This window comes from Serratia sp. MYb239 (assembly GCF_002966855.1).
Classification (GTDB): Bacteria; Pseudomonadota; Gammaproteobacteria; order Enterobacterales; family Enterobacteriaceae; genus Serratia_B; species Serratia_B rhizosphaerae.
Map to the genome: position 1 here is coordinate 3243762 of NZ_CP023268.1, position 20091 is coordinate 3263852.

The 20091-nt window shown below is 57.0% G+C and carries 18 protein-coding genes and 3 pseudogenes; 11 read left to right on the forward strand and 10 right to left on the reverse strand.

Annotated features, from left to right (window positions below; translation table 11 throughout):
* Positions 1-210: 210 nt before the first annotated feature.
* Positions 211-366, forward strand: a pseudogene (locus tag CLM71_RS15655) (IS630 family transposase); the annotation flags it as partial.
* Positions 367-385: 19 nt separating this feature from the next.
* Here the strand turns inward: CLM71_RS15655 and CLM71_RS24315 are convergent.
* The 4 genes and pseudogenes from CLM71_RS24315 to CLM71_RS15685 form a co-directional block, all read right to left on the reverse strand.
* A complete protein-coding gene (locus tag CLM71_RS24315; protein WP_234008587.1) occupies positions 386-1504 on the reverse strand; it encodes a hypothetical protein in 1119 nt (372 codons plus the stop codon).
* A gap of 134 nt (positions 1505-1638) precedes the next feature.
* Positions 1639-1770 (reverse strand): annotated as a pseudogene (locus tag CLM71_RS15670) (phage virion morphogenesis protein); the annotation flags it as partial.
* Positions 1719-2153 (reverse strand): annotated as a pseudogene (locus CLM71_RS15675) (transposase); the annotation flags it as partial. The pseudogenes CLM71_RS15675 and CLM71_RS15670, both read right to left, overlap by 52 nt.
* 617 nt (positions 2154-2770) lie before the next feature.
* Positions 2771-3655 carry a LysR family transcriptional regulator gene (locus CLM71_RS15685; RefSeq protein ID WP_105231807.1) on the reverse strand — a complete coding sequence of 295 codons (885 nt, stop codon included), beginning with the start codon at positions 3653-3655 and terminating at the stop codon, positions 2771-2773.
* A 234-nt stretch (positions 3656-3889) separates the two neighbouring features.
* On the opposite strand from CLM71_RS15685, the gene CLM71_RS15690 reads away from it, so the two are divergent.
* A complete protein-coding gene (locus tag CLM71_RS15690; RefSeq protein ID WP_105231808.1) occupies positions 3890-4867 on the forward strand; it encodes a nitronate monooxygenase family protein in 978 nt (325 codons plus the stop codon).
* 228 nt (positions 4868-5095) lie between these two features.
* On the opposite strand, the gene CLM71_RS15695 is transcribed toward CLM71_RS15690, so the two are convergent.
* Positions 5096-5533, reverse strand: a complete 438-nt coding sequence (locus CLM71_RS15695; protein WP_105231809.1) for a cupin domain-containing protein — start codon at positions 5531-5533, stop codon at positions 5096-5098.
* Between the two features lie 251 nt (positions 5534-5784).
* On the reverse strand, positions 5785-6501 hold the full coding sequence (locus CLM71_RS15700; RefSeq protein WP_234008588.1) for an IclR family transcriptional regulator: 717 nt from the start codon (positions 6499-6501) through the stop codon (positions 5785-5787).
* 277 nt (positions 6502-6778) lie between these two features.
* Here CLM71_RS15700 and CLM71_RS15705 point away from each other — a divergent pair, with 277 nt between their 5' ends.
* The 6 genes from CLM71_RS15705 to CLM71_RS15730 are packed head-to-tail and all read left to right on the forward strand — an operon-like array spanning position 6779 to position 13046.
* Positions 6779-7828, forward strand: a complete 1050-nt coding sequence (locus CLM71_RS15705) for a 2-dehydro-3-deoxygalactonokinase (protein ID WP_105231811.1) — start codon at positions 6779-6781, stop codon at positions 7826-7828.
* Positions 7825-8451 carry a 2-dehydro-3-deoxy-6-phosphogalactonate aldolase gene (locus tag CLM71_RS15710; protein ID WP_105231812.1) on the forward strand — a complete coding sequence of 209 codons (627 nt, stop codon included), beginning with the start codon at positions 7825-7827 and terminating at the stop codon, positions 8449-8451. The genes CLM71_RS15705 and CLM71_RS15710 overlap by 4 nt, the downstream gene beginning before the upstream one ends.
* A 10-nt stretch (positions 8452-8461) precedes the next feature.
* Entirely contained in the window at positions 8462-9898 is a 1437-nt protein-coding gene (locus tag CLM71_RS15715; RefSeq protein WP_105231813.1) for an amidohydrolase family protein, read from the forward strand.
* Between the two features lie 13 nt (positions 9899-9911).
* Positions 9912-10310, forward strand: a complete 399-nt coding sequence (locus CLM71_RS15720) for a RidA family protein (RefSeq protein WP_105231814.1) — start codon at positions 9912-9914, stop codon at positions 10308-10310.
* Positions 10311-10338: 28 nt separating this feature from the next.
* Entirely contained in the window at positions 10339-11823 is a 1485-nt protein-coding gene (locus CLM71_RS15725) for a sodium:solute symporter family protein (RefSeq protein WP_105231815.1), read from the forward strand.
* A complete protein-coding gene (locus tag CLM71_RS15730; protein WP_105231816.1) occupies positions 11820-13046 on the forward strand; it encodes an amino acid deaminase in 1227 nt (408 codons plus the stop codon). The genes CLM71_RS15725 and CLM71_RS15730 overlap by 4 nt, the downstream gene beginning before the upstream one ends.
* A 58-nt stretch (positions 13047-13104) precedes the next feature.
* Here CLM71_RS15730 and CLM71_RS24020 read toward each other — a convergent pair whose 3' ends face one another.
* Positions 13105-13272, reverse strand: coding sequence for a hypothetical protein (locus tag CLM71_RS24020; protein WP_158684826.1), 168 nt, complete (start codon positions 13270-13272; stop codon positions 13105-13107).
* A 118-nt stretch (positions 13273-13390) separates the two neighbouring features.
* Positions 13391-13966 (reverse strand): hypothetical protein, encoded by a 576-nt coding sequence (locus CLM71_RS15735; protein WP_158684827.1) that lies wholly within the window; start codon positions 13964-13966, stop codon positions 13391-13393.
* A 131-nt stretch (positions 13967-14097) separates the two neighbouring features.
* Here CLM71_RS15735 and CLM71_RS15740 point away from each other — a divergent pair, with 131 nt between their 5' ends.
* On the forward strand, positions 14098-15000 hold the full coding sequence (locus CLM71_RS15740; protein WP_105231818.1) for a LysR substrate-binding domain-containing protein: 903 nt from the start codon (positions 14098-14100) through the stop codon (positions 14998-15000).
* Between the two features lie 68 nt (positions 15001-15068).
* Complete coding sequence (locus tag CLM71_RS15745; protein WP_105231819.1) at positions 15069-15425, forward strand: DUF805 domain-containing protein; 357 nt, start codon at positions 15069-15071, stop codon at positions 15423-15425.
* On the opposite strand, the gene CLM71_RS15750 is transcribed toward CLM71_RS15745, so the two are convergent.
* A complete protein-coding gene (locus CLM71_RS15750; protein ID WP_105233436.1) occupies positions 15422-16858 on the reverse strand; it encodes an EmmdR/YeeO family multidrug/toxin efflux MATE transporter in 1437 nt (478 codons plus the stop codon). The two genes, CLM71_RS15745 and CLM71_RS15750, sit on opposite strands and share 4 nt — an antisense overlap.
* Positions 16859-17065: 207 nt before the next feature.
* Between CLM71_RS15750 and CLM71_RS15755 the strand changes: the two genes are divergently transcribed.
* Entirely contained in the window at positions 17066-18526 is a 1461-nt protein-coding gene (locus CLM71_RS15755; RefSeq protein ID WP_105231820.1) for an AMP nucleosidase, read from the forward strand.
* 45 nt (positions 18527-18571) lie between these two features.
* Here the strand turns inward: CLM71_RS15755 and CLM71_RS15760 are convergent, their stop codons facing one another.
* On the reverse strand, positions 18572-19972 hold the full coding sequence (locus CLM71_RS15760; protein WP_105231821.1) for an MFS transporter: 1401 nt from the start codon (positions 19970-19972) through the stop codon (positions 18572-18574).
* Between the last annotated feature and the right edge of the window lie 119 nt (positions 19973-20091).

Sequence of the window (20091 nt, forward strand, 5' to 3'; positions counted from 1 at the left end):
GGAGCCAAATTTAGAAAATCCCGCTTAAGGAAACTTACGCGGGATTTTTGTTATTAATCAACTGGCCCTGCAATTAGCCCATATGCCGACATAGCTCGCTCCATCTGTTTATCGCTGTGGCGAACGGCGTATTGCCCAACAAACAGAGATTAATTTCAGCCCCATTTCCCCTGACTGATCTCCGTGACCCGGTTATACGGGATGTTTACTGTGAACCACGTTGAGCGGTTATGACAGGCGCTACATGACACGATAACCCGGAATCATCAGTGCCGTTCAATGTGGCAGTTGCTAAAAAAAGTTCACCATTTTATGGAAACCGCCAGCCCGTTTTCCGGAGGTCAACATGGGCTGGCAAAAGAGTAGCGTTATTCCGCGCAACTATTTAGCTTTTATTTTCTCTAAGAATATCGAGGTATGAACGCTCTCTCCTATTTATCCATGTTTCTTTTATATGCTCTGACAATTGTGGAATATCGCTTTCTAGCGTAGAAGGCCATAAGCAAGGATTATAATCATAGACTCTTAACATGTGGTCTATATCAAATATAGGTGCAGTACCTTTTGCTCTGATCAAACAGACAGGTTTACTAAAGGCAATCCTCATACCTAATTCAAAAAGCACATTTGGATTGTGTTCAGTTAGATCAACTATAACAAGATCAGCAGCATCAAGATCGTTGACAATCGTAGATTGAATAACTTCACTCCCTGCTTTTTTTGCCGTCTTAGCATTAAATCCAGCCTTCACCGCAGAAGGCGTAATGAGATGTTTAAGTACTTCATCAAAATAACCATGCGGGTAGTTAGACGTTTTTTCTGAAAAAGGCATAGCAACAAATGCAATAAGTTTACTTTGCCCTTGAGATTCACCGAGCATAATGGAACTACTAGCTGTGGCAGTTTTGTCATTAACTGAGTTAGTACTAATGCTATCTTCTCTAGCGACTTTTTCTCGAACGTATTTGAGGTTTTGTTGATATAAGTTATAAAAGTCGTCTTGTAATTGATCATCTATACCGAATTCAGTTTTTAGAGTATTCTTTAAATATTCAATCTCAGGTAGGTTACCACCTTGATAGTAATCATATACTTTCTTAAATAAGTCTATATTTAAGAAGCTATTTAATATTGCATTGCCTTCTTCCTCCTGTGATTTAGGATATACTAAACTCTTCCCTAATTCCGTAAGTTCAATTTTGCTTGTGTCGCGAGTACCCACGGTTATGCCGTAATCTCGAGCAGACGCAGTCATGTAGAAAAAATTTGGCCCTTTACCTAAACCCAGTGCTTTAGCAACTTCACCTGGTGCCCATGGGTTACCGGCGTTAAATTCCTTCAGACAGTCAGCTATTTTTCTACAATCTTCTAGAGAGTATTGAGGGAAGTCACGCTTTGGTTTGGTCGCTTTTTTTCTAGGCTTCCTTACTTTAACTACAGGCGTTGTTTCAGATGCAACTTCTGGAGTGGTTTCATTTTGGGAAATTTCGTTATCTTCAGACATATAAATCCTTTTTAATACTAAGAACAAGACTACGATGAAAAATCAAATTTTACATCGTACCGATGATAGCAATGGGATATATCTCAATTAAATAAAAGCTATTGCCATCACAAAATCAAGTTATTAATTATGATTTATTCAATCTTCCCCATTGTTTCATTATTTATACCCATCAGCGGCCTGGCCTCATACCGCACATCTTCGCCCCCACGCACCAGCCGATCCCGCAACCCATAATGATGCACCCGCGCCATGCGCTGCACCCGTGTAACTGACACCCAGTTATCTCATTGATTTTTATTGCCAGAAGCTCTGAGCTCCAGCGTGATCGCTGGTAGCCAAAATCGCCGGGAGCATGTTTTACCAGCTCACGTAATAACATGCAGATATGCTCAAAAGGCCAGCGACGGGCACACCCGGCAGGTAATGATTTCAGTCCTGCAACACCCGACAGCGTGAACCAGTTAATCCAGCGGCCGACGGAGGAACGGGCACAGCAAAGCGTTCTGGCAACGTCGCTGACGCGACAGCCGCGGTGCATCATCAGCATGGCAGTCAGCCGACGGGCATAATTTTTATCGTGCGTTTTATGGATCGCTTTCTGCATCAGGCGTCGTTCGTCACGGGGAATTGGTGCTATGATCGGCATCACTCAGTCCGGTCAGTGATATTGGTTGGTTTGGCGATGATCAGATCGCACAATCCGGGCTGAGTTCACTCAAAGTGATCTACTATTCCGCGCAGCTTTTTAGATTTATGTAACCTTCGCCTATTGGTGGTCATTTTGGTGGTCTTGACAGCATCGCAATTCAGGTTTAGCTTACTTATTAGCCACTTAAAGGCAAAAGCGATCCCAGTCAGAGGAGCCATATTTAGAGAAGCCCGCTTAAGGAAACTTAAGCGGGCTTTTTGCTTTGGGGGATGTGGTGGACGGCGGCTGATATCGCGGAACGGCGTGAGTGGGGGGAGAGGGTTAGGCAAACAGAATCCCCCTCTTCCATCGGTGCTTTCTGTACTTACGGGTGTGTTATTTCCCAGCGACAGCTGTCACAGACGCCAGGATAAGCAATCATCTCACCTTCTGCGCCATCGTGTATTGATTCATACGCCACAGACCAGCTTACGGCAGCGAGTACGCAGGATATGATATTTGCGACCTGATCAGATATAACTTGGTATAAGGCGCGTTAGAATCCGATGTTTTGCTAAGAGCGAGGTGCGGAAGTTGTGGCTAATCATTAATCATCTCAACTTTCGACTTAAAAGTTACAATAACCTCTCTAACCACTCGGCAAATACTTTTACCTTACGGGAGAGGTGGCGGTGCGGATAAAGAAGTGACAGCTGACGAGGTGGTACGGGATAGTCTGTCAGTACTTCTACCAGACGGCCACTGTTGAGGTAAGGTTGTAAAAAAACATTCATCCCCTGTAATATTCCCAGCCCTGCCAGACCTGCTGCTATATAGGCTTCGGAGTTATCCAGTACAAGCTTACCGGAAAGGCTAATTTCTTCTGTGCCCTCTGGTGTCTGAAACGTCCACGGCATAATTTGCCTACTGCTGTTGTTAATCCAATTGACGACCTGATGCTGGCGCAACTCCTCCAATGTTTCTGGTGTACCATGTTCTGCAAGATAAGCCGAGCTGGCGCACGTCGTCATTTTAATGGAGCCCATCTTCCGGGCGACGTATTCACCATCATCGAGTTCCCCTACTCGCAGCACGCAGTCCAGGCCATCGCGCAGCATATCCCTGCGGCGATCTGAGCAGCTCAGTATGATTTCAATATCAGGATGCTCACGGTAAAAATCGGGCAAATTTGGCACGACGAGTAAAGCCGCAAAAGCGATTGGCATATCCACGCGCAACTGCCCACGCAAAACACGGTCGGCTGCAAACGACTCCAGTAGATCATCCGTCTGGGCCAGTAAGGGTTTACTGCGGCGATAAAATTCTTCCCCTTCTGGCGTCAGGTTAATTCGCCGTGTCGTGCGCTGCATTAATCGAATACCGCTGTGTTGCTCGAGTTGTTGCAGAGCTTTGGTAACAGCAGGACGATGGATTTGCAGATTCTCCGCCGCCTGCGTGAGGCTACCTGACTCGACAATTTCGATAAAAATTCTAATAGCTTCAAAGAGATTAATTTGCATCGCTTATTTCTTTCACAGGAGAGGTAAGAGTCGTCAATTCGCAACCGGATAACTATATTGTTACTGATTTCGTAATAGTGATGAACTGTTTTTACTATTTTTCTAAACAATCCCCCGTTCTACACTCTTCCCATTCCGAAACCTGAGCGGCTGTGTAGCGCCATTTCGAAACATAAAAACTCTTTAAGGCCGCTGTTTCAGGCTGCCGGACCTCTTTGTTAAGGACATTACGCCATGCAAAATAACCGTATCTGCCAAATTTTGGGCATAGAAAAGGCTGTCATTCAGGGGCCATTATCATGGTTGACCGATGCCCGTTTAGTCGCCGCTGTCAGCAATGCCGGAGGACTGGGTGTGCTGGGCCCAAACGCAGGATTAACGCCAGAAACCGCAGTTTCTACGCCACATGAAACGGCCGAAAAAATGCGTGAAGAAATTCGTAAAACCAAAGCGCTAACAGAAAAACATTTTGGCGTCAATCTGATACCGACACCTGAAAACGACATATGGACTCCGCCAATCTTACAGGTGATAAAAGAAGAAGCGGTGAAAGTGGTGGTTTATACAGGCTATGGCGAAGGTGCTGTGATCCCCGCATTGTTTGACGAACTGAAAGACGCGGGCATCAAGATTATCTATCGCGATATCAACCCCACCCCTGAAAACACCCGCCTCGCCGAAGCCGCCGGGGCAGATATTATTGTCGCCACCGGTTTTGACGAAGGCGGAACCTTGCCAGGCAAGGCGCTGGGAACATTTTCAATCGTTCCACTGATTGCCGATGCCGTGCAAAATGTCCCGGTACTGGCCGCCGGAGGTATCACCGATAACCGTTCCGCCAGAGCAGCCCACGCCCTTGGGGCAAACGGGGTTTTCGCCGGTTCCATTTTTATCAGTACCGAAGAAAGCCGTGTACCGCAGTCAGTGAAAGACAAAATCATCAATTCTCACGGACTCGATATGCTGCTTTTCCGCACCATGCCCGATTACTATCGTTCATTGCCCGGTAAGCTGGCAGAAAAACTGGTGCAAATGGATAAAGCGGGAGCCAGTAACGAAGAGCTTGGAAAAACCATGGGCGGGTTACGCGGTTTGCGTATAGGGATGCTAGAAGGGAACACCGATGAAGGCTATATATCGCTGGGGACTGGCATCGGCAGTATTCGGGATATTAAAACCGTTGCTCAAGTGGTTGATGCATTAGCAATATGACCGCTTCCCCCGTTTACTACGGGGTTTACTATTCATCATGCCCTGAAGCTGCAGTTTTTATCCGGAGAATGAGTCTGCTCAGGGATATTGAATTTGTTGGCTTCCATACCGCCGCTTCAAGGGTATCGTTCTCTTCACGGTTGATGGACACATTAGAATTTCGGTAACTTCCGCTCCTGGCACTTAGCCGCCCTCCCGAGTTAAATACCAACCTCCACCAAAAATCTCTTACTTAACCGGCTCCGACAGCGGCACGCCCTTCTTCCCGGCGTAAAACACAATCAGCACCGCGCCCTCTTGGGTGGTATAGCCGCGATGGGCAATATCTACCACTTCGGGCAGCACCTCGCCGGCGGTGACCTGCCGTTTTTCCCCGCTGGATTTCTTCTCTATCGTCACCACGCCGCTCTGTACATAGGCGGCATTCGGGATCGGATGCTGATGCCAGTCCAGGCTGCTGTTGGGAGCAATGGTGATCTTCAGCACCGAAAGCTGCGGAGTGCCCTGCGGATAGGCGGAATATCGCGTACCGTCCCAGGAACGCTCCGATTCCAGCAGCGTTTCGCTGTCGACGCCGCGCTTATCGCCGTGCGCCTGAGCAAAAAAGGTGGGAAGGGATAACATCGCGGCGGTGCAGATTACCAAAGCGTGCTGAGGCCAACGCATAGCGCAATCCTTATGTTAGACAACCTGATGAATAACGCATGAAGCGCCGGCTAGCCTTCAGCGCATCCGGGAAACACTGCCCCGGCTTTACACAGTATGTACAAATATTGCGCTAACGGTAGTTTCTGCCGCCTGTACTGCGGCCATCAACATCATTCAGCACGTCCTGCCGGGCGTTCTCGTTAACCATGCCGGCCCTTCGCAAACGGCACGGCGTTAACCGTGCCGCAAGCATCCGCAGCGGGAAAAACCTATTTCCCCAGGTAGCCCAGACGGCGGGAAATCAGTGAGCAGACCTGCTCCAGCTCCTGGTTAACCCGCTCGATTTTACGCTGCATACGGTGCGTCGGCCCCGCGACGCTCAGCGCGCCGACCACGCTGCCGGTATAGTTGAAGATCGGGTGCGCCACGCAGGTCAGCCCCTCTTCGTTCTCTTCGTTATCGAGGGAGTAGCCTTTCAGGCGAATATCCGCCAGCACCTCATACAGCGCCACGCGGTCAACCAGCGTTTTCTCGGTAAACGCCGTCAGCGGTTTGCTCAGCACGCGGTCGATCTCTTCCTGCGGCTGGAAGGCCAGCAGCGCCTTGCCAATCCCGGTGCAGTAGGCCGGCAGACGCGCACCCAGCTGTGCGTTGGTCTGGATGGAGAGCGTCCCTTCGCTTTTGTACAGGTAGACCACGTGGCCGTCGTTGTAGACGCCCAGAAAACAGGTTTCTTCAGTTTTGGCGGAAAGCTTCTTCAGGTATGGAATGGAAACCTCAACCAGGTTCACATTCATTAATCCTTTTATCCCCAGTTCCAGACTTTTCAGATCCAGATGATAGCGCTCCGTCGCGCTGTCCAGCATCACATACTGCCGCTCCTTGAGGGTTTCCAGGATGCGGAATCCGGTCGTTTTCGCTATCTGGGTACGCTTTACCAACGCCGCCAGCGATATGCCTTCGGGATGGTCTCCTATTTCTTCCAACAGCGTTAAAACCTTATCAATGCTGGAAGAGTTCGTGCTCTCGCCACCTGACATCCCGTTACTCCCATTCGAAAAATTTCCGTTATTGTAGCCGTAATGCTACATCCTACAAAATTCGTTTGTTTTCAGTATATTGACATCCGCACCTGACTTTCGCCGCCTGCTGTTTGTGACCCCCTTCACCGATCGACAAAAAACGGAATGACATTCCTATTTATAAAAAATAGTCTAAATGAAAGGAATGACGTTCCGAAATTTTAGCCACTAAGGAAGCGACATGTTCATCGTCACCATTGATTCCGGTACCACCAATACCCGGGTGCGTATCTGGCAGGATAAAAGGATCATCGCCGACGCCTGTGCGGCGGTCGGGGTGCGCGACAGCGCCAAAAGCGGCAATCTGGCAACGCTCACCGCCGGGATTAAAGACGCCTTGGATCGTGCGCTGGCGCAGGCTGAAAACTGTACGCTCGATCGCTGCGCGATCGTGGCGTCCGGCATGATCACCGCCGATGTCGGGCTCTGCCCGCTTCCTCACCTGAGCGCACCGGTCAGCGTTGAACAGCTGGCGAACGGCGCGGTGGCGCGCCATATTCCGGCCATCGCGCCGCAGCCGATCTGGTTTATTCCCGGCGTCAAAAACGCCCTGCCGACGGTGAACCTCACCAACCTCGATATGATGGACGTGATGCGCGGCGAGGAAGTAGAAACCTTCGGCCTGCTGGCATTACAGGCCGTGCCCGGCCCGGCGGTGATCGTACTGCCCGGCTCACACTCGAAGTTCGTCAGTATCGATCGACAGCAGCGCATTGCCGCCTGCGCCACCACCATGGCCGGCGAGTTACTGGATGCACTCACCCACCACTCCCTGCTGGCCGGCTCGCTGGATCGACAGTTCGCCGCCCGTCTGGAGCTCGACTATCTGCTGCAGGGCGCCGACGCCTGCCGGCGCACCGGCCTGTCGCGCGCCTGCTTCTCCGTGCGGCTGCTGGATCTGTTTACCGCCGCCAGCCACGACCAGAAAGCCAGCTATCTGCTGGGCGTTACGCTCTGCGCCGATATTCAGGCGATGAAACAGAGCCGGGCGCTGGCGCTGACGCCGGAGACCCGCGTGGTCATCAGCGGCAAACCGATCCTGCAACAGGCGCTGGCCTCGCTGATCGCCGCCGATCCCTTTTTCACCGCCGACGCGCTGCTGGTTGACGAAGATCCCGCCCGGCCGCTGTCCTGCATCGGCGCTATCCGCGTGATGGAAATCATCATGCGTCAGGCGGCAACGCCGTACGCGTCGCCGTCCGACGCCGTCTCATCCGGAGATTCACGATGAAAATGCACCTTACGCTACCGCTGGTCGCCATCCTGCGCGGTATTACGCCCGATGAAGTCGACGACCACATCCCGGTCCTGATTGAGGCCGGCTTTGAGGCGATTGAAATCCCGCTGAACTCGCCGGCGTGGCAAACCAGCATTGCGCACGCGGCCCAACGCTATGGCGGACAAGCGCTGATCGGCGCCGGTACGGTGGTGAACGTCGCCGACGTCGACCAGCTGGCGGCGGTAGGTTGCCAGTTTATTGTGACGCCGGCGACGCAGCCTGCGGTAATCCGCCGGGCGCTGCACCACGCGATGCCGGCGCTGCCGGGGTGCGCGACGCCGACGGAGGCCTTCAGCGCCATCGAGGCCGGCGCCCGGCAAATCAAACTGTTCCCCGCCGGCCAGTTCGGCCCCGGCTATGTGCGTGCGCTGAAATCCGTGCTGCCTGCCGATATTGCCCTCTACGCCGTCGGCGGCGTCACGCCGGACACGCTCGGCGCCTACCTGCAGGCGGGCTGCAGCGGCGCCGGCCTCGGCAATGACCTGTACCGCGCAGGACAAACGCCGGCACGCACCGCGGCGCAGGCGCAGGCCTTTGCGGCGGCCTACCGCTCCCATGCCAACCAGAACGCTTAAAGGTATCGCTATGAAACATCACTACCTGTTTAAAAACGCCACCGTGATCGACGGCTCCGGCAGTGACGGTTACACCGCCGACGTGGCCGTCAGCGACGATCGCATCACCCGCATCGCGCCGGCCATTGATGAGGACGCGGCGGTAACGCTGGACTGCCGCGGCCGGGTGCTGGCTCCCGGGTTTATCGACGTTCATACCCATGACGATCTGATCGTGATCAAGCACCCGGACTATATCGAGAAAACCTCGCAGGGCGTCACCAGTATCATCGTCGGCAACTGCGGCATCAGCGCCGCCTGCGCGCAGATGAAAGACGAAGTGCCCGACCCGCTCAACCTGCTGGGGGAGCTGGCGGAGTTCCGTTACCCGGATCTGGCCAGCTATCGCCGCACCGTGGATGAGGTCATGCCCTCGGTGAACGTCGCCACGCTGATCGGCCACACCACGCTGCGCAACAACGTTGTGGCGTCCCTGAACGAACCGGCGCAGAGCGCCGATATCGATGCCATGCGCGCCGTTCTGCGGCAGGCGCTGCAGCAGGGTGCGCTGGGGCTGAGTACCGGCCTGTCCTACGGCAACGCCGTTAACGCCTCAACGGAAGAGATCTGCGCGCTGGCGGAGCTGCTGGCCGAGCATCAGGGCATCTACACCACGCATATGCGCACCGAATATGACGGGATCATCGACGCCATGCATGAGGCATTTCACGTCGGCCGTCACGCCCGGGTGCCGGTGCAGATCTCCCACCATAAGTGCGCGGGCGCCAAAAACTGGGGGCGCACGGTAGAAACGCTGGCGCTGATAGAGAAGTATCAGCAACGCCAGGATATCAGCTGCGATCTCTACCCGTACCGCGCCGGCTCCTCCAACCTCGATCCGCAGCAGGTTACGGCGGACTACGACATTTTGATCACCTGGTCCACGCCGCACCCGGAAATGGCGGGCAAAACCCTGCTGGAGATCGCCGCCGCCTGGGATAGCGATATTCACCACGCCGCCCAGCGGCTGATGCCCGCCGGCGCCATCTATTTCCAGATGGATGAAGCCGATGTGCGCCGCGTACTGGCTCACCCCAGCGCCATGATCGGCTCCGACGGTCTGCCCTGCGATCCCAACCCCCATCCGCGCCTGTGGGGCACCTTCCCGCGGGTATTGGGCCACTACAGCCGCGACGAAAAGCTGTTCCCGCTGGCTACCGCCGTACACAAGATGACCGGCATGTCCGCACAACGCTTCGGTATGCGGCAGCGCGGGCTGATCAAAGAGGGCTACTTTGCCGATTTGGTGCTGTTCGACCCGGAACGCGTCAACGATGCCGCCACCTTCCAGCAGCCGAAACAACTGGCCGACGGTATTGAGCACGTGTTCGTCAACGGCGTACTGACCTACAGCCAGCAACAGATGACCGGCCGGCGCGCCGGGAAGTTCCTGAGTAAAACTCATTAACCAGTAAGAGGACATTATGATTAAACGTTACGGGATTACCGGCTCCACGGGCACCGGCGGACAAAACCTGCCTTTCGCCAAAGCGGTCAGCGCAGACGGCTGGCTGTACGTCTCCGGCCAGACGCCGATGGTCGATGGGGAGATTATCGACGGCGGCATCGTCGCCCAGTCCACCCAGGCGATTCAAAACTGCCTCGACATCATGAACGAAGCGGGTTTCGGCAAAGAAGATATCGTACATATGAAAGTCTTCCTGACCGACGCGCGCTACTTCCAGTCCTTCAATAAGGTCTTCCGCCATTTCTTTGCCGAGCATCCGCCCGCGCGCGTGTGCTGCGTGGCCGATCTGGTCGTCGACTGCATGGTCGAGGTCGACATCACCTGTTTTAACGCCAAATACAAGCAGAACTAACGGCATTATCACTACGTAAGGGAATATTATGGAACACAACAATTTCCTGATCTGGTTTTTACTCTATGCCTTCGTCATGATGGCGATCGGCTGGTACGTCACCCGCCACCAGAAAACGGGGGAAGACTTTATCCTCGGCGGCAGAAAGCTGCCGATGCTGCTGACCCTGGGCTCCACCGTCGGCACCATGGTCGGCACCGGCTCCAGCATCGGCGCGGTGAGCTTTGGCTATACCAACGGCTGGGCCGGCATGCTGTACGGCATCGGCGGCGCAACCGGCATCCTCCTTACCGCCTGGCTGTTCGGGCCGGTCAGGAAACTGCGCTTTATGACCATGAGCGAGGAGATCTGCTACTACACCGGCGGCAGCCGCATCGTGAAGAACCTGGTGGCCCTGCTGATTTTCCTCGCCTCAATCGGCTGGCTGGGCGCGCATATCCTCGGCGGCGGGCTGTATCTGGCCTGGGCGGCGGATATCGATATCACCGTAGCCAAGATCATTATCGCCGTCGGCTTTATCTTCTATGTCGGCATCGGCGGGTATAAAGCCGTCTCCTGGATCGACACGCTGCAATCCATCGTGCTGTTCCTCGGCTTTATCGTGCTGGCCGCGCTGTCCGTCAGTTACGTCGGCGGCTGGGACACCCTGGTCGCCAACACCGACCCGCAAGCCTTTACGCTGTTCGGCATCGGCAAGCTCGGCCTGTGGCCGGCGCTCTCTCTGGCGATCGTCATCGGCATTGGCGTACTGGCAACGCCGTCTTACCGTCAGCGCATCTACTCCGCCGCCTCGACGCGCTCCATCCGCCAGTCTTTCGTGATTACCGGCGTGCTGTACATGGGCTTTTCATTCCTGCCGGCAATTATCGGCATGGCGACGCACGTGATGAACCCCGAGCTGGAGAACCCCAGCTTTGCCTTCCTGTTCGCCACCAACGCCCTGCCGGCCGCGCTGGCCATGGTGGTGCTGATCGCCGGCATGTCTGCCAACCTGTCATCCGGCAGTTCGGATGCAATTGCCGGGGTTTCCATCATTCTGCGTGATATTTACACCATGGTGACAGGGAAAATGCCGCCGCCGGAGAAAGCCATCAATCTGTCGCGCATTTTCCTGCTGCTGGTGATTCTGCTGGCGCTGATTTTCGCCCTGACGTCGAATGACATCATTGGCTATATCACCAAAATGATTTCAATGATTATGTCGGGCATGTGCGTCACCGTGCTGCTGGGTAAATTCTGGCTGCGCTTCAACTGGCAGGGCTGCATTGCCGCGCTGCTGGGCGGCAGTCTGACCTCGCTGACCGTGATTCTGATCCCAGCCTGGTCACAGGCGCTCGGCAACCCGGTGATCCCGGCGCTGCTCGTCAGCCTGGTGGCCGCCGTTGCCGTCACCCTGCTCACCCCGAAAAATAAACTGTCACGCGAAGAGGTGCTGCAAATGATCACCGACGAACGGGAAGCCACCCACACCGACACCAAACCAATCGGACCGCTGGCGGGAGAAAGCAAATGACGGCCGTCAATAGCGCAAAGCATAAATCGGCGCCGATGCATATTTCCGCCGCCGGCATCAGCAATCTGCTGCATGAAGATGTCTGCCTGCCGGCCGCCGTGATCCGGGCCGGCGCGCTGGAAAATAATATCCGCTGGATGCAGCGTTATGCCGATAAGCGCGGGGTTTCACTCGCGCCGCACGGCAAAACCACCATGACGCCGTGGATTTTTCGCCGGCAGCAGGAGGCCGGCGCCTGGGCAATTGGCGTCGGCAGCGCCTGGCAGGCACATGCCGCCATGGCTGCGGGCATCGAGCGGGTGCTGATGGCGAACCAGCTGGTGGGCAAAGCCAATATGCAACTGGTGTCGCAGTTGAAACAGCGCTATCCGCGCTGTGATTTTCTGTGCTGCGTCGACAGTGTGGACAATGCCGCCTCGCTTGCCGCCTTTTTCCACACTCAGGGACAAACGCTGGACGTGCTGGTGGAGCTGGGCGTGCCGGGCGGCCGCTGCGGCTGCCGCAGCACGGCGGAGGCGCTGGCGCTGGCGGCCAAGATCGCGGCGCTGCCGGGCCTGCGGCTGCGCGGGCTGGAGCTGTATGAAGGCGTGCTGCACGGCGACGATCCGCAGCCGCAGATAGAAGCCTTACTCAGCGCGGCGGCGGCGCTGGCCTGCAATATGGCGGAGTATGTCGACGGGGAGTTTATTCTGACCGGTGCAGGCACCGTGTGGTATGACGTGGTATGCAACGTCTGGCTGACGGCAAAAAAGCCGCCGCACTGCCGCATTGTGATTCGCCCCGGCTGTTATATCACCCATGACAACGGCATCTATCAGCAGGCGCAGGATGCGCTGCTGGCGCGCGACCGCATCGCCTGCGATCTCGGCGGCGATCTCAGCGCCGCTCTGCAGCTGGTGGCCATGGTGCAATCGGTGCCGGAGGCCCGGCTGGCGATTGTTAATTTTGGCAAGCGTGACTGCGCCTTTGACGCCGGGCTGCCGCAGCCGGTCGCCCATTACCGGGCGGGTAAGGCGCTGCCGTTCAGGCCCGGCGCCTATACCAGCAGCGAGGTCATGGACCAGCACTGTATGCTGAGGCTGGCGCCTGACAGCGATGTGCAGGTCGGCGATATCCTGATCTTCGGCACCTCCCATCCCTGCCTGACCTTTGATAAATGGAAAACGCTGTTGCTGGTCGATGACGACTATAACGTGCAGGCGGAGCTAGATACCGCCTTTTAATCAGGCAGTCACGCACAGCTCATTCCAGTAGCTGTAGCGCATCGCGCGGCGGTAGCGATTATTTTCCATAATGACGCAGCAGCGAAGGATGGAACTCAAAACCGTACAGCTGGCTGGTGGCCAGCATGGTTTCCAACAGTGCGGCGCTGTCGCCGGGCTGCTTCGTCTGCTGCGGTTCGGCCTGTACCCCACGGCTGAACCGCAAAAAAGCCAGTAAACGCTTCATGCTCCCCTCCTCAGTCAATGATTGACGCCTGAGAGAAGTAAAACGCTTACCGGCCCGGAAAGGAAATATGCATTTTTGCGTTGCTTAGCTGAAAACCGGGTTAACCGCTGCGCCGGTGTCAGCTTTCACGGTCGCGTTCGACAATGCGCACCAGCAGCGCGCCAAACAGAACCATATCCACCAGCAGCGCCAAAGCGAAGTTAAACCCGCCCGCCGCCTGCCACTGCAGCCACTGCGTCGCCGCCAGCGCCGCGCCGCAGATCAGCGCCAGCGCGGCGCGCCCCCAAACAGGATGTCGCCCCGGCGGCGCGCTAGCGCGATGGCGCTGGTAGACCGCGCCCAGACCGGCGCCGGTCAGCCAGGCGCCCGGCAGCAGCATCGTCCATTCCAGCCGTCCGTGCAGCGCCAGCAGGATCCATAGCAGCCCTGCGGCAGCGATCAATAAGCCATAGCGCGCCACCACCAGCGGCGACGGCTGCGCCAGCGGACGGTAACGCCCCAGCGCCACGCCGCAGGCAAAGGCCAGCGCCAGGCTGAGCGGCAGCGCAACACCGGGCAGCGGCTGCGCCCAGCCATACTGCCGGAACAATAGCAGCGCCGCAGATAGCAGTACGCTTAGCACGATCGCCCGGAGCACCGCACCCGGCGGCGCGACCGCGCCTGCGTCCGGCTGTTTGGCTAACGGTATCATCATCGTCCTCCTGCATCATACGCAATAATCATGAGATAAACTCACCCTCAGTGAGCAACTGCAATAAGCTTATCTCGCGTATAATCAGGTAATCAAAGTCATAGATTTCATTCATAGATGAGAATAACTCAGCCATGAGAAAACCACGCCTACCGCCGCTGGGCGCCGTACGCGCCTTCCATGCCGTTGCGGGCTGCCTGAGCTTTAAGCTGGCCGCCGAACAGTTGGGCGTCAGCGCCACCGCCGTCAGCCATCAGATCAAACTGCTGGAGTCGATGTTGGAATGCCGGGTCTGTGAACGCAGCGCCCAGGGCGTCAACCTGACCCATGCCGGGGAATTGTTATACGGCGCAACGCAAAGCGCCTTCAGCGCGCTGGAGACCGCCACCGCGCAGATTATGCAGGCCGCTCAGCCGCCGGCGCTGACGGTCACCACCACCTCCAATTTTCTCACCCACTGGCTGGTACCTCGCCTGGCCGATTTTAAAGCGCAGCTGCCGGCCATTGATTTACGTCTGCACACCAGCGTTGAGCGGGTGGATTTAACCCAGCGCACCGTCGATGCCGCCATCCGCTACCGCGAAACGCCGGAAACTCACCTGCACAGTACCCTGCTGTATGAAGACCGCTTTATCCTGGTGACCAGCCCGTCGCTCGGCATCAAAACGAGGGAAGATCTACACACCGCCACACTGTTTCACGTGGAGCAGCGGCACGTTCCCGCCGACTCGCCCACCTGGCAAAACTGGCAGCGGCGCTACGGGCCTGACGGGCTGGACTGCAACGGCGGGTTGATTTTCAGCGATGAAACGCACGCGCTGCAGGCGGCGGTGGCTGGACAAGGCGTGGTCATCGCCAGCCGGCTGCTGGCGAACGATCTGCTACAGCGCGGCGTGCTGACCGCACCGTTTGACGAGTCGCTGCCCGGAGCGCGCTATTATCTGGTAACAACGGAGGAAGCGGCGCAGCGGGCAGATATTATCGCGCTGCGGCACTGGTTATTGCAGCAAATGGCGGGGCAACCTGCAGATAAATGATAAACGCTTGCCCTTCCCCTTCATGATCTATAAGTTATTAACTTATTGATATATAAAATATATCCATCATGGAGGATGCTATCATTTACCTGTTAAATGTGATCTATCAGGGATATCGACAGTCGTTCAGCATCAAAGGCCGGGACAGCCGCGCATTCTATATCACGCTGGTGGTATTTCAGCACCTGTGGTTTGTGCTTTACCTGGCTGTCAAGGTGGTGATGAATTACCCGCTTTCATGGATCGTGGTCATTATCTTTGTGCTGCCGCTGCTGGCCAGCAATATCCGCCGCCTGCATGACGGCGGCTACAGCGGCACCTGGTGTTTCTGCTGGTTTGTGATGCCGCACCTAGCGCTGATTGGCACCATGTTTCTGTCGTCGCTCAATAACAACAATCCCTACACCCGCTACCCGCAAAATTAATCCCGGGACGCATTTTCCTTATTGCGCGGGTACTTCCACAGCCAGCGGCCGCTAACCATACGCCAGTAGAACAGCGCGCCGCGTACCGCCCAGTCCATAAACATCCCCAGCCAGACGCCGGTCACCCCCATGCCCAGCACGATCCCCAGCGTATAGCCGGCTACCACCCGGCAGCCCCACATGCCCAGCATCGACACCCACATGGCAAAACGCGCGTCGCGCGCGCCCTTCAGCCCGGCGGGCAGCACCCAGGAGGCGGCCCAAATCGGCATAAAGGCGGCGTTCAGCCAGATCAGCACCTTCACCACCTCTTTCACATCATCCTGCTGGGTATAGAACGCGGCAAACAGCCCGGCGAACGGCGCGCTGCCCCAGGCCAGCAGCGTCAGGCCAAGGGTCGACAGCCAGAAAATATGCCGCAGCTGCCGCTCCGCCTGGCCAATTTGCCCCTTGCCCAGCCGCCGTCCCACGATAATGGTCGACGCCGAGCCCAGCGCATTGCCCGGCAGGTTAATCAGCGAGGCGATCGAGAAAGCGATAAAGTTACCGGCGATCACGCTGGTGCCCATGCCGGCCACAAACATCTGCGTCAGCAATTTGCCGCCGTTAAACAGCACTGACTCAATGCTGGCGGGAATGCCGATGCCCAGCACCTCTTTCAGGATCGACAGCTGCAACCGGCTGAAATAGCTCTTCAGGGTAATGTGCAGCGACGGATTAAAGCCGATCGCCAGCACATAAATAATCGCCACGGCGCCAATATAACGTGACAGGGTCAGCCCCAGTCCGGCCCCGATGAAGCCCAGACCGTCCCAGCCCGGAATGCCGTATATCAGCGCGCTGCTGATAATGATATTGAGGATGTTCATGCCGCCATTGATCAGCAGCGGAATTTTGGTGTTGCCCGCGCCGCGCAGTGCACCGCTGCCGATCAGCGCAATCGCCGCCGCCGGGTAGCTCCACACGGTGGTCTGCAGATAGGAGAGCGCCAGCGCCTTTACCTCCGGCGTGGCGGCGCCGGCAATCACATCAATAATCTGCTCGCCAGCCAGATGGATCGCCGCCGCCAGCAGCAGCGCCACCACCGTCATCAGCACCAGCGACTGACGCGCCGCCGCGCGCGCCCGCTGGTGATCCAGTTTGCCCAGGCTGAACGCCACCACCACCGTGGTGCCAAGATCCACCGCGGCGAAAAAGGCGATGATCACCATGTTGAAGCTGTCCGCCAGCCCAACCCCGGCCATTGCCTCCTTGCCCAGCCAGCTCACCAGAAACGTACTCAATACGCCCATCAGCAGGACGCAGGTGTTTTCCAGCAAGATCGGCACCGCCAGCGGCACGATCTCGCGCCGAAACAGCACGCGGTAACTTTTCCGTTTGGGGTACCACGGCGTGGCGATCACCCGTTGACGAAGCTGCGCAAATAAGTTCAACATTGCTCCATGGCATAAAACGAAACTCTGTTTTAAATCATGTTTGATCCCTGCCGATCCTGCAAAGTTTTTTGTGCTGATTGCGCATGCCGGGCGCTGGCGGGCTGGCACCCTGCGCCACGGCGCTGATATGGATTTGTAACATATTGAGAATATGCTACTTTCTAACAATACCCGCAGTCGGACATCAACACGTTCAGAGGTACTATGGCTCATAGCAAAACAGGCAGTCACCACGCGGTCGCAGACGCGCTGGATCAGTTGGAAGCCCTCTACCAGGGTGCGGTCGAAGCGCTGCGTACGGCGATCGGCGATTTTATTGATAACGGCACGCTGCCGGACGCGCAGGCGCGGGCCGCCGGGCTGTTTGTCTACCCGGAGCTGCGCGTTAGCTGGCACGGCACCGCCCCCAGCGAAAAGAAAACCCGCGCCTATGGCCGCTTCACCCATCCCGGCTGCTACACCACCAGCGTGACGCGGCCGGCGCTCTTCCGCCACTACCTGGAAGACCAACTGACGCTGCTGGTGGAAGAATACGGCGCCGCCATCGAGGTGGCGCCCTCGCAGCGTGAAATCCCCTATCCGTATGTGATAGACGGCTCTACGCTGGAGCTGGAGCGTTCGATGAGCGCCGGGCTGGCGCAACATTTTCCGGTGCCGGAGCTGGCGCAGATCGGCGATGACACCGCCGACGGTCTGTCGCAGGCCAGCGACACCTTCCCGCTGTCGCACTTCGACGCGCTACGCGCCGACTTCTCGCTGGCGCGCCTGCGCCACTACACCGGCACGCCGGTGGAACACTTCCAGCAGTTTGTGCTGTTCACCAACTACACCCGCTATGTGGACGAATTTGTCCGCTGGGCCTGCAGCGAGATCGCCGATCCGGACAGCCCGTATCAGGCGCTCTCCTGCGCCGGCGGTATCTACATCACCGCCGATACTCTGTCGCCGGAGCAGGCCGTGTCCGATCTGGCATGGAAAAACAACCAGATGCCGGCCTACCACCTGATTGGCGCCAACGGTCAGGGCATTACGCTGATTAATATCGGCGTCGGCCCTTCCAACGCCAAAACCATCTGCGACCATCTGGCGGTGCTGCGGCCGAACGCCTGGCTGATGATCGGCCACTGCGGCGGCCTGCGTGAAAGCCAGTCGATTGGCGATTACGTACTGGCGCACGCCTACCTGCGCGACGACCACGTGCTGGATGCGGTACTGCCGCCGGATATCCCGATCCCCAGCATCGCCGAAGTACAGCGGGCGCTGTACGACGCCACCAAGCAGGTCAGCGGCATGCCGGGGGAAGAGGTCAAACAGCGGCTGCGCACCGGCACGGTGGTCACCACCGATGACCGCAACTGGGAGCTGCGCTACGCCGCCTCGGCGCTGCGCTTTAACCTCAGCCGCGCGGTGGCGGTCGATATGGAAAGCGCCACCATCGCCGCACAGGGCTACCGCTTCCGCGTGCCTTACGGCACGCTGCTGTGCGTTTCCGACAAGCCGCTGCACGGCGAGATCAAGCTGCCGGGGCAGGCCAACCGCTTTTATGAAGGGGCGATCTCCGAGCACCTGCAGATCGGCATCCGCGCCATCGACCTGCTGCGCGCCGAAGGCGAACGGCTGCACTCCCGCAAGCTGCGCACCTTTAACGAGCCACCGTTCCGCTGACGGTAAACGGCCCGGAAAATCCGGGCCGTTTGTTTTTATCTGCGCTTAAATCGCTTCCAGGTCGCGGCCACGGGTCTTCGGCCCGAAAATGCCAATCACTCCCATCACCATCAGCATGCTGAAGACGATAAAGCCGATGACGCCGGCCGACCCGCCGTACTGCAGGATCACGCCGATAATAATGCTGCTGAACGCCGTCGATAAGCGGCTGAAGGAGTAGCAAAAACCCACCGCGCGGGCGCGGATAAAGGTGGGGAACACTTCCGACTGATAAGAGTGGTAACTGTAGGTCAGCCAGGCGTTCGACCAGGTGATGAAAATACCGCACAGCACCAGCCACAGCGGGTTGCTCTGCCAGGCGAACAGCGAGCCGAAAATAACCGTCACCAGGCAGGAAAGAACGATTTGCCACTTGTTTTCCATCCGGTCGGCAAAGCGGCTGCAGATTAACGAGCCCAGCGGATAGGCCAGCGTGATAAAAAACGCATACAGCAGGCTGTGGGTCACCGAGGCGCCTTTGCCGGACAGCAGCGCCGGCAGCCAGTTGCCAAAGCCGAAAAAGCCGATCGCCTGGAAGAAGTTCATCACTACCAGCATCAGCGTACGGCCGCGGTAGCGCGGCGACCAGATATCGCGAAAACGCCCCTGTCGCCCCTCTTCCGCCGCCGGCGCGTCGCGCTGCGGAAACGGCGGCGCATTCGTCACGCCGCAGCGCTGCTCCATGCCCGCCATAACCTGACGTGCCTCGCCATAGCGTTGCTGCTGCACCAGCCAGCGCGCCGACTCCGGCAGGCCTTTACGCACCAGCCAAATCACCAGCGAGGCCAGCGCGCCGATAATCACCACGTAGCGCCAGCCGGTCAGCCCGAAAATGGTCTGCGGCACCAGCCACCATGACATCAGCGCCACCGCCGGCACCGATAAAAACTGGATAAAGAAAGCAAAGGCGAACGCGCGGGTGCGTAAATGCGCCGGGATCCATTCGGTGAGATAGGTGTCGATGGTTACCAGCTCGATGCCCAGGCCGACGCCGACCAGAAAGCGCATCAGCAATATCCATTCCGCCTGATTTTGCAGCGCCAGCAGCAGCGAAAATGCGCCGTACCAGGCCAGTGCAAACATAAAGGTCGCCCGCCGCCCGAAGCGGTCGGCATACGGGCTCAGCAGGCTGGCGCCGACAAACAGGCCAAGAAAAGTCACCGAGGCAAACGCCGCCTGATCGGAGACGCCGAACACGCCGTCGGCGCCGAGATGGAAAATGCCTTCGGCGATCATTGCGCCACTGATATAGCCGGTCTGAAACAGATCGTACAGCTCAAAAAAACCGCCTAACGACAACAGGGTAATAAAGCGCCATAGCCCGGCCGAGGCGGGTAGCGCATCGATTCTGGCCGACAGGTCCTGCTCATGAATCGGCGATTGCGCATCGGCCCGCCGGTTATCCATCACAAAAGTATCACTCACCCGCAACCTCTCGATAACATTGACATAGGCTGTCTATGCTAATGATTCGCGGACGGAGTTAAATTTTTAATTAGCAGGCTAAAGAAGTTAATTAAGCATAA

What these genes read in the sequence shown, in the direction of transcription:
- CLM71_RS24315 (WP_234008587.1), bottom strand. Translation starts at nt 1,504, where the DNA reads ATGTCTGAAGATAACGAAATTTCCCAAAATGAAACCACTCCAGAAGTT.
- CLM71_RS15685 (WP_105231807.1), bottom strand. Translation starts at nt 3,655, where the DNA reads ATGCAAATTAATCTCTTTGAAGCTATTAGAATTTTTATCGAAATTGTC.
- CLM71_RS15690 (WP_105231808.1), top strand. Translation starts at nt 3,890, where the DNA reads ATGCAAAATAACCGTATCTGCCAAATTTTGGGCATAGAAAAGGCTGTC.
- CLM71_RS15695 (WP_105231809.1), bottom strand. Translation starts at nt 5,533, where the DNA reads ATGCGTTGGCCTCAGCACGCTTTGGTAATCTGCACCGCCGCGATGTTA.
- CLM71_RS15705 (WP_105231811.1), top strand. Translation starts at nt 6,779, where the DNA reads ATGTTCATCGTCACCATTGATTCCGGTACCACCAATACCCGGGTGCGT.
- CLM71_RS15710 (WP_105231812.1), top strand. Translation starts at nt 7,825, where the DNA reads ATGAAAATGCACCTTACGCTACCGCTGGTCGCCATCCTGCGCGGTATT.
- CLM71_RS15715 (WP_105231813.1), top strand. Translation starts at nt 8,462, where the DNA reads ATGAAACATCACTACCTGTTTAAAAACGCCACCGTGATCGACGGCTCC.
- CLM71_RS15725 (WP_105231815.1), top strand. Translation starts at nt 10,339, where the DNA reads ATGGAACACAACAATTTCCTGATCTGGTTTTTACTCTATGCCTTCGTC.
- CLM71_RS15730 (WP_105231816.1), top strand. Translation starts at nt 11,820, where the DNA reads ATGACGGCCGTCAATAGCGCAAAGCATAAATCGGCGCCGATGCATATT.
- CLM71_RS24020 (WP_158684826.1), bottom strand. Translation starts at nt 13,272, where the DNA reads ATGAAGCGTTTACTGGCTTTTTTGCGGTTCAGCCGTGGGGTACAGGCC.
- CLM71_RS15735 (WP_158684827.1), bottom strand. Translation starts at nt 13,966, where the DNA reads ATGATGATACCGTTAGCCAAACAGCCGGACGCAGGCGCGGTCGCGCCG.
- CLM71_RS15740 (WP_105231818.1), top strand. Translation starts at nt 14,098, where the DNA reads ATGAGAAAACCACGCCTACCGCCGCTGGGCGCCGTACGCGCCTTCCAT.
- CLM71_RS15745 (WP_105231819.1), top strand. Translation starts at nt 15,069, where the DNA reads ATGGAGGATGCTATCATTTACCTGTTAAATGTGATCTATCAGGGATAT.
- CLM71_RS15755 (WP_105231820.1), top strand. Translation starts at nt 17,066, where the DNA reads ATGGCTCATAGCAAAACAGGCAGTCACCACGCGGTCGCAGACGCGCTG.
- CLM71_RS15760 (WP_105231821.1), bottom strand. Translation starts at nt 19,972, where the DNA reads ATGGATAACCGGCGGGCCGATGCGCAATCGCCGATTCATGAGCAGGAC.